This window comes from Vibrio sp. K4, assembly GCF_051122595.1.
GTDB classification, from domain to species: Bacteria; Pseudomonadota; Gammaproteobacteria; order Enterobacterales; family Vibrionaceae; genus Vibrio; species Vibrio owensii.
The window spans coordinates 2,227,118-2,240,821 of record NZ_CP178578.1 but is presented as its reverse complement, the minus strand read 5'-3'; the positions used below and the strand labels follow the sequence as shown (position 1 = coordinate 2,240,821).

The 13,704-nt window shown below is 45.1% G+C and carries 13 protein-coding genes; 2 read left to right on the top strand and 11 right to left on the bottom strand.

The window, feature by feature from the left end:
• Positions 1-28 precede the first annotated feature (28 nt).
• On the top strand, positions 29-952 hold the full coding sequence (locus ACLIIY_RS27505; RefSeq protein ID WP_434528934.1) for a GlxA family transcriptional regulator: 924 nt from the start codon (positions 29-31) through the stop codon (positions 950-952).
• Here the strand turns inward: ACLIIY_RS27505 and ACLIIY_RS27500 are convergent, their stop codons facing one another.
• From ACLIIY_RS27500 to ACLIIY_RS27455, 10 genes are all read right to left on the bottom strand, one after another.
• Positions 953-1,885, bottom strand: a complete 933-nt coding sequence (locus ACLIIY_RS27500) for a Gfo/Idh/MocA family protein (RefSeq protein WP_434528933.1) — start codon at positions 1,883-1,885, stop codon at positions 953-955. It abuts the gene before it with no gap.
• A gap of 153 nt (positions 1,886-2,038) precedes the next feature.
• Positions 2,039-2,755 carry a hypothetical protein gene (locus ACLIIY_RS27495; protein ID WP_434528932.1) on the bottom strand — a complete coding sequence of 239 codons (717 nt, stop codon included), beginning with the start codon at positions 2,753-2,755 and terminating at the stop codon, positions 2,039-2,041.
• A gap of 117 nt (positions 2,756-2,872) precedes the next feature.
• Entirely contained in the window at positions 2,873-4,525 is a 1,653-nt protein-coding gene (locus ACLIIY_RS27490) for a phosphoethanolamine transferase (RefSeq protein ID WP_434528931.1), read from the bottom strand.
• 21 nt (positions 4,526-4,546) lie between these two features.
• On the bottom strand, positions 4,547-4,903 hold the full coding sequence (locus ACLIIY_RS27485; RefSeq protein ID WP_434528930.1) for a diacylglycerol kinase: 357 nt from the start codon (positions 4,901-4,903) through the stop codon (positions 4,547-4,549).
• Positions 4,904-5,082: 179 nt separating this feature from the next.
• Positions 5,083-5,475: a glycine zipper family protein gene (locus tag ACLIIY_RS27480; RefSeq protein ID WP_020194094.1), complete on the bottom strand. Its 393-nt coding sequence runs from the start codon at positions 5,473-5,475 to the stop codon at positions 5,083-5,085.
• Between the two features lie 133 nt (positions 5,476-5,608).
• A complete protein-coding gene (locus tag ACLIIY_RS27475; protein ID WP_005442492.1) occupies positions 5,609-6,895 on the bottom strand; it encodes an ATP-binding protein in 1,287 nt (428 codons plus the stop codon).
• Entirely contained in the window at positions 6,895-7,608 is a 714-nt protein-coding gene (locus tag ACLIIY_RS27470; RefSeq protein ID WP_009704808.1) for a response regulator transcription factor, read from the bottom strand. Before ACLIIY_RS27470 ends, ACLIIY_RS27475 begins: the two co-directional genes overlap by 1 nt.
• 172 nt (positions 7,609-7,780) lie before the next feature.
• The gene (locus ACLIIY_RS27465) at positions 7,781-9,385 is read right to left on the bottom strand and encodes a BCCT family transporter (RefSeq protein WP_434528929.1); all 1,605 of its coding nucleotides are present in this window, start codon (positions 9,383-9,385) and stop codon (positions 7,781-7,783) included.
• A 190-nt stretch (positions 9,386-9,575) separates the two neighbouring features.
• Positions 9,576-10,700, bottom strand: coding sequence for a mandelate racemase/muconate lactonizing enzyme family protein (locus tag ACLIIY_RS27460; protein ID WP_042600183.1), 1,125 nt, complete (start codon positions 10,698-10,700; stop codon positions 9,576-9,578).
• Positions 10,701-10,710: 10 nt separating this feature from the next.
• The gene (locus ACLIIY_RS27455) at positions 10,711-12,066 is read right to left on the bottom strand and encodes an FAD-dependent oxidoreductase (RefSeq protein ID WP_434528928.1); all 1,356 of its coding nucleotides are present in this window, start codon (positions 12,064-12,066) and stop codon (positions 10,711-10,713) included.
• Between the two features lie 148 nt (positions 12,067-12,214).
• On the opposite strand from ACLIIY_RS27455, the gene ACLIIY_RS27450 reads away from it, so the two are divergent.
• A complete protein-coding gene (locus ACLIIY_RS27450) occupies positions 12,215-12,868 on the top strand; it encodes a GntR family transcriptional regulator (protein WP_010451199.1) in 654 nt (217 codons plus the stop codon).
• 83 nt (positions 12,869-12,951) lie between these two features.
• Here the strand turns inward: ACLIIY_RS27450 and ACLIIY_RS27445 are convergent, their stop codons facing one another.
• Entirely contained in the window at positions 12,952-13,671 is a 720-nt protein-coding gene (locus ACLIIY_RS27445; RefSeq protein WP_005442483.1) for an SDR family oxidoreductase, read from the bottom strand.
• Positions 13,672-13,704 lie beyond the last annotated feature (33 nt).

Below are 13,704 nucleotides of genomic sequence, written 5' to 3'. Positions count from 1 at the left end.
AAAAAATAGGTCAAAAACGACAATTGGAATGAACAAGATAAATATTGCTATTGTGAACTATCCGGGGGCTTCAAAAGCGTCAGTCTATGGCTTACAGGAGCTGTTTGAGATGGCAAACCGCGCCTCGATCGAGCTGGATGTTGAATGCCGGTTTCATGCAGACATCATTGATTGGAAAGAAGGTGTTACTCAAGCCGATGATTTCACGGTCGTCATACTGCCGCCAAGCGGTGCGGAGCAATATTACCTTTCGCCAAGTGAGGCGTTAACGTCTTGGCTGTTTGAGCAGCACAAAGCCGGTGCGGTTGTGGCGTCTGCATGTGCAGGGGCGTTTGTTCTCGCTCACGCTGATTTGTTGAATAACAAAGTGTGCACAACACACTGGGGGCTGGCAGGGTTATTCCGAGATAGGTTTCCTAACATGACACTAAAGCCCGAGTCCATCCTTATCAACGAGGGCAGTATCATTACCGCTGGTGGCATGATGTCTTGGCTTGATTTGGGGTTGGAGCTGGTTTCTCAGCTAAGTACACCTGCAGTGATGCGTTTGTTGGGAAAGATGTTGGTGGTCGATACTGGTGCCAGAGAGCAACGTTTTTATCAGCAATTCACACCTAACTTTCAACATGGTGATAGTGCCGTTCTTAGTGCTCAGCACTACATGGCTGAGCATTTCTCACATGTGATTTCAAACCAAGCGCTATCGGAGATCAGTTGTTTAACTGAACGCACGCTTCAGAGACGTTTTCAAAAAGCGACAGGTTTGAATTTGAATCAGTATCTACAGCATCTTCGTGTGCAAAAGGCGTGTGATTTATTAGAGTCGAGCAACTTAGCTTTTGAAGTCATCGCTTATCAAGTTGGGTATCAAGACGCGAGCGCGTTTCGCAAAGTGTTCATCAAAACCATGGGATTGGCTCCCAAAGCGTTCCGCGCTCGTTTTAGTGCTTAATTATCGACGTACTGACTGTTCAATGTGCTGACAAATCGCTTCGGCAAGTTGGTGGCTAGCGATATTGCGCGCTACGATTTCAGAAGCGATTTTGCCTGACTGGATGACTTCAAACCAATCCAACAGCATAGAGTGGAAGCCTTTACTGGCCAGCATTGGCGTCCAATCTTTTAAGCTCAACTTCTGCTCTTGATTGTCTTGCCACAGTTTCCCTTCAACAAACGAATCAAACTCCATTGCTTTGTTTGAATAACACGCTTGGACACGCTCTGTGGTGATCCCAAAATGACGGTTCATGGATGCGTGAAGCAGTGTCTCACCATGCTGCCATTGGATATCTAAACGAGCCAGTTGGTCACCATCCATTTGATGTGTAATGTAAGCATCTTTCAGATCTGCTCTGGCCGTGATGTTCACGCTATCAAGAGGGTGGATAAAATCATCAAAAATGAAGGTACGGATATCTCCGGGTAGCTGATGACGGTTCTTCTCCCAACGCAGAGATTTCAAGCCTGAAAGTTCGCCTTTCTGGATGCTCGGCATATGTTGATTGTAGAGCGGAATATGACGGCGATTGAAACCAACATACAGAGGCTGTTTCACACGCTCGGCAATATCGTAGAGCCTTTCTACTTCAGCAGCGCTGTCTGCCAAAGGCTTATCAACGAATGTCGGGATGCCTTGTTCTAAAAAGAAAGACGCGATTTGAGGGTGAACGCTAGTAGCGGCGTGAATCATGACCGCATCTACGCCCATACCAACCAGTTGCTGATAGTCTTGGCAGGTTTCTGCGATTCGATACTGTTGAGCTAGTGAATTGAGTGCGTTTGCATTGCGGGTACAAAATACCAACTCTACATTGGGAAGTTGAGTGATAACAGGAAGGTAAGCTTTTTGAGCAATGTCGCCCAAGCCAATGATGCCAATTTTCATTTTGAGTTCTTCTTTCGACGTTCTATTTGCAGGAAAAGAGTATAACTTGAATTTGGCTCCTCGTTTATGAGCAGGTTATCGATAATTCTGTATTAATGAATGAACCCTGCGTACCGTAATACGCAGGTATCTTCTTAATACGCAGGCAACGTATTAACCCGCAAACGATGTTAGAAAGCTCAAGCCATAGCATCGGTTGTAAGGGCCAAGAATAACCATTTGAGGTGTGTCTTTGGTGCTAAATTTACAAGTCTTACTGACGCCATTGTGAGTAAATGTTGCCGTCATCTCTTGCTGGTTTTTAGGTACATTCAATACGCTAGAAAGCGTTTTGTTTGGAAGATTATCGATCGTTTTCCCTTCAACCGTGACGCTTGTTTGGGAACCTTTTGTCACGTCGCTTGAGTCTAAAATATAGATTGGAACTTCGTCTGAGGAGGCACTGGAAATATTAGGTTTGTTTTGAACCGACACTTCGTAATAGCCCTTATCTACGTCACCGAAAGCGAACACGATCTTGTGGTCACCCGAGTTCAAAGTGAGTTTCTTTTGGGCTAACTCATTTTGTGAGTTGGTATCAAAAAGTTTGAAGGTATAAGGAATGGTGTGGCTTTCCTGTTGAGCAATCAAAAGGCTTGATGAGGAAGCACCATATTGAATGATGTCAGAGTACATGAGCTGCTCTTTTCCATTCTCGTAAGCTTTCAACTGCACATCGGAATATTGGTTTTTCCCAAAATCGACAAGATTAACGGTTTGAACATGAACGGCTTGAATCGGGTCTGGGGTGAGCGATGGTTGATTGTCAGTACCACAACCTGAAAGAACGGCGGTTGTGATTGAGATTGCGATGAGTGTTTGCTTTTTCATTATAGAACCTTGTATGGCATGAAATTTTCCACCTAGCCATAGATGTTGATTTGAATGCTTATGGTTCGAAGTAGGAGAGGGTAAATATCCCCCTCCTTTTGGCTATGAATATGATTATTAGCTTTGACGACAAGTCTTAAAGATATCTAAAGCGCCGTCGTAGGCATTGGTTTCCACATCCATAATGCCCAACAATGAGTGGAAGACATTATCGTGTGAGTGCGTTGCGGTTTGCTGCGCTTCTCGTGCTAAACAATCGGTGTTGACACGTTTGGCTTGTTTAAAGCCTGGTGACATCCAAAGCATCATAGGAACACGCTTTTGGAAATCCGGTGCTAAACCATAAGGCATGCCATGTAAGAACAACCCGTTTTCGCCTAGAGACTCGCCGTGATCAGAGACGTAGATCATCGCCGTGTTGTATTTATCTTCCAACGTTTTCAGTTTCGCAATGGTTTGATCCAACACGAAGTCTGTGTAGCGGATCGTGTTGTCGTAAGAGTTCACAATTTGCTCCACACTGCAGTTTTCAATATCTGCGCGAGGGCAGTCTGGTTGGAAAAACGCTTTGTCTTTCGGGTAGCGCTGGAAATAAGTCGGACCATGGCTGCCAATCAGGTGAAGCGCAACAACTCGGTTACCTTTCATGCTCGCGATTTGGTCGTCCAAATTGTCTAGCAGCGCCATGTCGTAGCAGGTATTACCGTTGCAAAGCGTGTTTTGTTTGCCGCGTGCGACATCCATCTTATTGATCTTATGAGCAACACCCTTGTCGCCACCGTCGTTGTCTTTCCACATCAAATCAATGCCAGCGCGCTGCATGATGTCCAACGCGTTATCTTGGTTGTCAGCTTTACTGCGATCGAAGTCGTGGCGTGGTAATTGAGAGAACATACAAGGCACAGAGACAGCTGTTGCGGTACCACAGGAAGAAACGTCTTGGAACGAGATGACGTCTAACTTACTGGTGTATGGGTTGGTCTCTCGTTCATAGCCGTTGATTTGATAATTCTGAGTTCGCGCTGTTTCACCTAGCACAAAGACAAGCAGCGTTGGTTTCTCTTTTGCTTGCTCTAGTGCAAGTTGGGATTGTTTCGCATCCGTACCAATCTCACGGTAAGGTTCTGGCGTCGTTAAGTAGTTTTCTTTTACATAGCTAGAGATCGCGTACACGTATTGAGTCGGAATGATGACTTTCTTTAGATAACTGTTGTTGCGACCAACTGACGCATAGTCTTGGTAATACATGCCTGCAATCACAGCGATAACAGCTAACGAAGCGAGCATTGAGACGATTTTGGTCAACGTGAAGCGAAGCCATTTGCCTTCAAGAGGCTTGAACTTAATCTTGAAGACGATCAGGGCAGGGAGAACTCCCATCAATAGTGTCCAGATAAGTGAGTAGGCACTCAAGTATGAGCTGGCTTCACTGGTATCTGTCTCAACGATGTTGGTGATCATGTCCGTATCGAACAAGGTGCCGTAGTTGTAGCTTGCGTAACTTACCATACCCGATGTGATAAGTAATAAGATGAAGAAAGGCTTGCTGATCCAAGGCCAACTGAAGAGGTTAAATAGGAAATTCAACGCCGCAAAAAAGAAGATTGGAATCGTAATGATGAAACCGATCTTAACCTGGTCGAGATCCGCAAAGATATGCACCAACTCTTTGTAGATGGGGATATTGACTACAAGTGCGAAATACAAGGCTAATAAAAGCGTAAAGGTAATGTAGGAGATACCTTTAGTAGGGAGTTCAATTGTCTTCATAATTGACGTGCTTCGATGTGACTAAAGTAAAATCGACGCCCAAACAAATAGGGCGAGAAAAAGTGCAACAAATACTGCTGCGGAGCCAATGTCTTTGGCTCTTCCACTGAGTTCATGCCAGTCATCGCTGACACGATCGACAACCGCTTCGATGGCGGAATTAATCAATTCAACAATCACGACCAACAGAAGACTGCTGATCATCATGATGCGTTCTAAGGTGGTGACGGGAAGCAAGAATGAGCAAACAGAAAGGACAAGTGTAAGTACCAGTTCTTGTCTGAAAGCGGCTTCATGAGTCCACGCTGCTTTCAATCCTTGAAGTGAATAGCCGGTTGCGTCCAATATCCGGCGAATGCCTGTTTTACCTGGTTTCAAAATGTGGCCTTTTAACTGCTAAGCCCTAAAAAAGAGGGGCGCTTTGAGGGATAAAGCCTCCCCTGATGACAGAAGTGCATCGAATTGGAAAACATGAAACTAATAGGTCGAGCGTGAAACATTTGTGAAATTAACGTCGCTCAACACAAAATTTTGTGTAATTGATGCGAATTTATACGTTATGAATCAAGGTCGTATACGGTATAGCCTTTGTTTGCTAGGCATTTACGCAGAACTAAGGATTGAGTTTTGGTTGAATCGTTAGCACCACCAACAGCCCCAGCACCTGCACCAACAGCAGTGCCTGCCACCGCGCCCACAGCAGCGCCGCCAATGCCATTTTCTAATGCGCCTGCAACGGCACCGACCAACGCACCCGTAACGGCACCATTTTGTGCTTCAGTTTTAGCGGCTTCGCCTTTATCCACTTTTTCTGCGTAACCTTGGCAATACGTGAAGTCTTGCTCGTATTGGGCTTGGTCAACATTGGTCATATCGACAACTGGTTCTTGGTTGTAAGCACAAGCAGCAAGTGTGGAAGAAAGGGTGACGAGAAGAAGAGGTTTATACATTGCGTTGATCCATTATTGCTGTGAATTTATGGATTAAATGTACACTGTTTTATTGTGGTGCTCTGTCGGCCAATTGTATTGAAGTGTCGCCTTTTGTAATGGCGTTTAAGGGAGTATTGATAAGTTTATGAATTTACTTGGGAAAGCAGATTGTAAAACACGCACCGCCGTACGGACTGTGTGAGACATAGACTTCGCCGTTCTGCAGTTCAACGATCTGTTTGACGATGGCAAGCCCTAAACCGAACCCGCTGGTGCTCTTGTTACGCGATTTATCAGCGCTGTAAAACGCATCAAACAGATGAGGCCAATCCTTCTCTTCTACACCACAGCCATCGTCATGCACACGAATACAAGATTTCTCCGGTGTCTCCATAATCTCTAGCACGATTTGGGTTTGTGCATAACGCATTGCATTGCGAAGTAGGTTATCTAAGGCACGTTTTAGCAGTTTCGGATCGGCGTCAATGATTGCCTGTTGTGAGCTCGTGTCGTCAATCAAGATAGAAAGTTGGGTGTCACGTTGCCACTTGGGTAAAAACGATTGAGCAAAGCTTGATAACGCGACAGAGGAAGTTTGAATCTCGGCATTTGGTCGCTCCATTTTGGCGTAGTAGAGCAGTTCTTCCACCATATTTTCCATGTCGTCGATATCTTCTACGATGCTGTCGACGTACTTCTGTTGTTGTTCATTTAAAGCGGCGTCGGCCAGTAGATCGGCTTGCCATTGCAGACGAAAGATCGGAGTACGAAGCTCATGCGCTACCGCGTTGGTGAGCATTTTATTGGTGGTGATGAGTCGAGACACCTTATCAGCCATATGGTTGAAGCTTCTATTCAACGTACCTACGGATTTGGCACTGGAGGTGTCCGCTCTGGCGTTGAAATCTCCAGAGGCAAAATCAACGGTAACCTTCTCTAAAGCGCGAACTCGTCGACTTAAGAACCAAATCAGCAAGACACAATACAGCGCAAAACCAGCAAGGAAAAACAGCCAAACGATGTTGTCGTCAAAATTGATGGCTTGAATGATAGGGCTGTTGGGGTTTTGGGTTAACTTGAAGATAGGGGAGCCGGGCTCAAAGCGAAACCACAAGTCTCGCTCATCATCAAACGATGTATTAACGGATGGATCTTCATCGAATGCTTTCTGCACCTCTGGAGGAAGATTCGTCATTTCCTGAGCAATTAACAACATGTGACTCGATGTTGCGAATTTCTCTAATTGCTGAACGGTGTATTCCTCGCCTTTTTCTTGATACATCGGATAGATCAGCTCATGGAAAGCTTGAGCTTCATGCTCTTCTAGTAAGTAGTCGTAGTCCGTATTAAGCTGATAAACAATGACTTCGTAGCCAACAAGACTGGCTACAAATAGGATGATCAGACCTAAAAAGCTTTCCAGATAAATACGTTTCATTACGCATTCCAAGCATCGGGCATAAACAAGTAACCTTTACCACGCACAGTAATGATTTTCTGTGGTGGTGTGGTGCTGTCGCCTAACTTTTTACGCAGCGTTACCACACGGTTATCAATGGTGCGGTCGGTGCCGTCGTATTCGATGCCACGTAATGTTTTGGTGAGCCACTCGCGAGAAAGGGTTTGTTCAGGATGGCTTGCGAGTACCCAAAGGAGATCAAATTCACCGTCGGTGAGAGGAATGGGTTCTTGGTTTAGAGCGCACGTTTTACGCAGACGGTTAAGGCACAGGACGCCAACTTCTAAGCATGTGTCTGAATCTGTTGTAGATGCTTCTTTACGGCGCAATAGCATTCGAATACGAGCAAGCAGAACACGTGGCTTGATCGGCTTAGTCACAAAATCATCGGCACCGATTTCAAGCGCAGCAACATGGTCAAAATCATCATCACTGGCAGTAAGCATCAGCACTTTGCCTTTATAGCATTCGCGGATCTGACGGCAAACGCTCAATCCATCTTGCCCCGGCAACATCAAATCTAAAAGAACGAGATCTGGCTGGCTTTCAAGAATCGCATCCGGAGCGTCCGTTCCATTGTCTATGCAGCTAACTTCAAAGCCTTGTCCTTCAAAGTATTCGCTTAGCATAGCCTGCAGTTTGGGATCGTCTTCCACGATGATAAGTGATTGCTTAGTGTCTTGTACGTTCATAGCAGTGATGCATCTTGTAGGAATTATCCCTGAAACTTAAACAAATTTGTCAGGGATTTCAATAAACGTAAAGAGTCAGAGGGGATTTATAGACGAGAGTGATTGAAATTAACAAGACAAAACAATAAAGCTCCGAGATTACTCGGAGCTTTTTGCTATCGGTGTGCAACCTTTAACTAGCTTGTGGTGCGGGGTCTTGGTTAATCACTTCAACCTCTTGTTCTTGCGTTTGTTTTGCAAGAATTTCGTCTTGTTGGCGTTGATGTTCCATGATTTGAGCGTAGTTTTGCTTCAAATACTGAAGAGTTTTAACTGCTGCAATGAAGAACACTGGCACGATCAATACGATGATCAGTACAGGGAACGCTTTAAGGATATTCAAGTCAGCATTAATCAGTAAGAAAATGATTGGCAATGCTGTTAGCAATAAGCACCAGAACAGACGAAACATTGGGTTTACGTTTGCTTCTTCATCTAGCTGCTTAGTTGCGATGCCTGCCAGTGAATAAGACGTGCCATCTAGTGTTGTTACTGTAAACAGAATCATCGTGATTAAGTAGATAGCGGTAAGCAACATCGGGATAGAGGTAGAATCAAATACTTGTTTCACCAACTCTGTTGGTTGACCTTCACCAATCAGTTTAACACCATCAACGACACCGTTGTTTACAAGATCCATTGAAAAGGTACCACACACACCGAAGATAACAGCAGAGCCCATTGTGCCGCCAATCACTAGGATTAGAACCACGTCTTTTAGCTTCTGGCCTTGGATGATCTTAGTGATGAAAACGCCTACACCTGGTGAGTAAGAAATCCAGTTCGCTAGGAAGAATACCGTCCAGTATTGAGGGAACAACGTTGTGCCATATGGATCTGTGTTGGTGCTCATGCGGATGTATTCAGTCAACATGATACCAATGCCATTGGTTAAGTTGTTCATGATCAGAGCCGATGGACCGATGATGAAAATGATGCCAACAAACGCTGCACAGATATAAATGGTTGCGCTAGATAGGCGGGCCATACCTTTCTCGATGCCGATGTAAGAGCTCAGAGAGAAGATCACTGACAGGCCAAGGATAACGCCGATACCTAGCATTAGGTTGTCAGGAATGCCGGTTAGACTTGCAAGATTTGAGGAAATCATTGGAATACCCAAACCTAACGTTAATGCTGTTGCCGCAAGCGTTGTGATGATAAACAGTAGGTCAATAAACTTCTGAGCCCAAACTGGAAGGCGATCATCAAAAAGTGAGTTGATAACACCACTTAGGCTCATGCGTCGGCTTTTCTTTAGGTAGAATACGACGGCAAATGGGATAGCAACAATAAGGTAAATAAACCAGCCTGCAGCGCCCCAGTGGAACATGTTGTAAGCCGTAGCGTATTCCATTGCCATGGCTTTATCTGTAATACCGAACTGAGGGTCCATGAAGTAGTATACCGCTTCAATAAAGCCCCAGTACATGGTGCTTGCGCCCATGCCCGCAGACAATGCCATTGCGAACAGTTGGAATTTCGTAAACTTAGGTTTGGTGTCGCCCATGCGAATATCGCCATATTTAGAAAAGGCGAGGAACAATAGGGCACCTGTTGCGAAAAGTGTGTACCAAAGGAAACCTGAACCGAAGTTAATGACGGTAAAATCTAGCATGCCGCTCATGGTGCTTTTTACGGCTTCTGGGTATACCACTGCAAGAATACCTAGAAGCAGTACAAATCCAAAACTGCCAAAAGTAAGTTTCCAGTCGATTTCTGAAGTATTCAATTTCATTGTGACTTTCCAATATTGTCTATTAATGAGAATACTCGGACGGCCTTGTTTATTGTCACTGACACTCAGGGTGTCTGCCTTTCTCCCGTTCCCATACGAGTAATTAGAAAGGCAGACAGTGTAGGGGGTTAGAGGGATGTCAGTCTTTTGCTGTCTCTGTATTAATTGTTTATGTCATGAAGCATGCGGTTTATTCGAAAACGTACGACGCCACAGACATTTCTTTCACTTTGTCCCAATCCATTTCAACACCTAAGCCGTTGCCTTCAGGAGCACGGACATAACCTTCTTTGTCGGTGCGGATAACGGTTTTCGACGCTAGCTCAAAGTCTTCGTAAGGGTAGAATTGTTCAAAGAACTTACAGTTGTTATGCGCAAGAGCGACGTGCAGGTTTGCGGCTTGCGTTAGCGTGTAACCCATTGATTGGATCTCTAGGTTCTTAGAGAAGCCCTCTGCAATGTGGAAGCATTTGTTTAGAGGTGTAATACCACCACAAACCGTCGCGTCTTGACGAATGTCAGACCACATCTCTTGTGATAAGGCATAGGTCACTTCCTGCAGTGTTAACAAGCAGTTACCATGGCTAGAAATTTCAAGGTCGGTGTTTTTAACTAAGCGTTTATAAGTGTTGTAGTCGTAATCAGAAACTGGTGCTTCTAACCATTCCCAGTGGTAGCTTTCTAGGCGTTTTGCCATTGCCATTGCTTGTTCTGGCGTGTAGAAGGTTGCCGTATCAAGCATGAATCGAATGCCAGTTTTCCCGTAACGAGCTTGAACTGCGTCAACAAGGGCGACGTCCTTTTCGTACACGCAGTAGCAGTGAAGTTTGATTGCTTTAAAGCCGTGCGCAATACAGTCGTCTAGGTATGGGAAGTACTCTTCTACGGTGTCGAACATTGGCGTCGATGCGTAAGACAACATTTTGTTTCGAGCGCCACCTAAAAGCATGTAAAGAGGCATGCCCGCTTTTTTGCCTTTGATGTCCCATGCTGCGATATCAATTGGCGCTTTAGCCGGCAGACCACCCCAAGTACAACGCGCCATTAACCAGTTGTAGAGCTCTTGAGTTGCCAATGGATTTTTACCCAGTAAGCCTGGAACTATGGTGCGTTGAGATTCGATAATGCAACGGTCAAAATCATTCTCTGTATAGCTGATTGTTGCACCTAACCCCTCTGTACCATCGTTACAAATTAGACGGACGATGTTATTGGTGTATAACAAAGGTTCTTGGTTATCTGCCCATGGTACAGGTGCTGCATCGCGGTCTGCTACAGCGTAAAGTTCTACACGTTCAATTTTTAGATCGGTCATTTTTCAGTCCTTACAGGCGTGAGCCATTTTTAATCATGGTGGCGCGAATCTCCGCGACATTTAGGTCGCGAATCGCCGTATTTGTATCAATCGCTTGTGCAGCAGCAATGCCAGCTGCATGACCAAGCTCAAAGCATTGCGCGGTGACGCGAGCAGAAGCAAGGGCTTCGTGTTCGGCGCTCAAGCATCGACCAGCAACAATGATATTTTCACCAACCACTGGCACTAGCGTGTGGAATGGGATGTCGTAGTAATCGTTAATTAGCCAGTGCAGTTTTGGTTTGTCACCGGAGTGCAATTCAATAGGCCAAGGGGTACGGCAAATACCGTCTTCACGCTTACGACAGTTAACAACGTCTTCATTAGTTAGCGTTTCGACACCAACAATAGAGCGCGTTTGACGAATGCCGACTTCTACACCGGTGTCGACAACGAATGCCTGTTCACAACCAGGAACAAAGTTATTCAAGAAACGGGCGTACTCACGAACTTGGCGACGACCGAACACTTCGGCTTCTGTGAAATCTTCAGGATCAATGACGTTCAGCATGCGTCCATCTTGACCTGCAAGGCGTGTCGCATTAACCATCAGCTCATTCGCGCGTGTGGTCGGGAAAATCCAAATCTTATGACGTGGCAACTGGTATTCGCCGCTTTCGTTGGCTGCAAGAATATTTTCGGTGACTTTTGGAGGGCAGATCGTGTCGTTGCCGTAGTAGTCAAGATAAGTGTCCATATCGACACCGCCAAAACGGAAGAACATGGTTGGGTTTTGGATACGACCATTGTCGCCAAAGTAATAATCCATGCCCGCACGAGCTACCACAGCAGCATCACCAGAAGCATCGATGATCTGTTTACTTAAGATGATACTTTGCCCTGCGTTTGATTCGATGATCACGCCTTTAAATGTGTCACCTTCCATGATCACGCCAGTGACTAACGTATGGAATAGAGTTTTGACATTTGCTTGCTCTAGGAAATCATCAGCAACTTCACGCCACATCAAAGGATCGTGTGTCACTGTGTACGTTTTACCGTAACGCTGTGGAGCTGTGACGCCACCTTTGTTTTCTAATGCTTGACGAAAACGTTCTGTAAAGCCGAATACCACTTGTTCTGGTTGTGCATTTTCATCATCCGATGCCATGTACATACCGCAAATAGTGCCAGATAAGCCCGCGACGGCAGCACCACCGCAAAAACCGTATTTCTCAATTAGCCAAGTGTTTTTACCTAGACGACCAGCCGTTTCAGCTGCGGCAACACCAGCAGGACCTCCGCCAATGACTAACACTTCTACTTCAGCCAAAACAGGTAGGTCAGGAGTGTGTTCATAACGACGGATAATGTTCCAAGATTTCATTCTTACCTCACTAATAGATGACTGATGTTCATCTGATATATCAGTTGTATGTTTTTAATATATTCGGATTTCTTTTTTTGGTACAATGGCAAAACTTCTTATCGTGAGATTGCTCACTAAAAGATTGATCAATGGAATAGGAACGAGAATGACCGTAAATTCAGTCAATAAGACAGAAGTTGCATACAGCAAACTTGAAAAAATGATCATCTTCCGCGAATTAGAACCAGGGAGCATGGTCAGTGAAAAACAGTTGGCAGAAGAGTTAGAACTTGGGCGAACGCCAGTTCGAGAAGCGCTACAAAGATTGGCTTATGAATGTATGGTTGAGATCCACCCGCGACGTGGAATTCAAATCCCAGCAATCTCTGTCGAGAGCCAACTAAAGATCTTAGAAGTCCGTCGCGACATTGAAGCTTTATGTGTCAACTACGCTGCCTCGCGAGCAAGTGTTGAAGAGAAACAGCAGATGTTAATGTTGGCAGAGCAGTTAGAAGCTTGTGCAGAAAACAAAGATGATCTGCTTTACGCGTCTTTACTTAAAGAAATCCATACCTTGCTCGTCAAAGCTGCATGTAATGAGTATCTACAGTTAGCAATGGCACCACTACAAGGCTTATCCCGCCGCTTTTGGTTTGCATTTAAAAACCAAGACTCAGATTTGGTTGAAGCATCTTCTCTTCATGCTGCCGTTTTACGTGCTGTCAGCCATACTGATGCTGAGGAAGCGGTCGCGGCATCACATCGTCTCAATGACTACCTAACTGATGTGGCTTATCGAACGATTAAACCGAGGAAGTAATGCCGTTTTAGGTCCGTTTGATTACAGCAACAAAAAAGCGGCTTAAAGCCGCTTTTTGAATTTTTTCGTCTTGATCGCAGAGATTAAGGCTGTTGCTTAGTTGGGGCTAGAGCGATCTCACGGATACAAACGTTTTGTGGTTGCTGATAAGCAAATACAACTGCACGTGCGATGTCATCAGCAGCTAGCACGCCGCCCATATCTTCTTTCCACGCACCGTAACCATCTTTGATTTCTTGTGATGTTGTGTGAGAAAGCAGTTCAGTTTCTACAGCGCCTGGTGCGATTGTTGTTACGCGAACGTTTGATGCTGCTACTTCTTCACGAACGTTTTCAGAGATAGCGTGAACTGCGAATTTAGTACCACAGTAAGCCGCGTGATCTGGGAACGTCTTTTTACCTGCGATTGAGCTGATGTTGATGATAGTACCGCTGTTACGTGCTTTCATTGGTGCTAGCACAGACTGCATGCCGTTTAGCAAACCAAGTACGTTCACGTCGAACATACGTTTCCACTCTGATGCATCTTGTGTGTCAATTTGACCAAGTAGCATTACGCCTGCGTTGTTTACTAGTGCGTCAGCAGGGCCAAATTTCTCTTCTGCTTTAGCAATTGCCGCTTCAAATGAAGCTTTTTCAGTAACGTCTACTTTTTCACATAGCGTGTTTGGCAGGTTTAGTGCTTCTAAGCGCTCTACACGACGAGCAAGAAGAAGAAGTGGGTGACCTTCATCGCTTAGACGGCGTGCGATAGCTTCACCAATACCAGAACTTGCACCTGTGATTACAATCAGTTTTTTCATCTTTTGTTTCCTTAATTTTTTTAAGAATTGCTT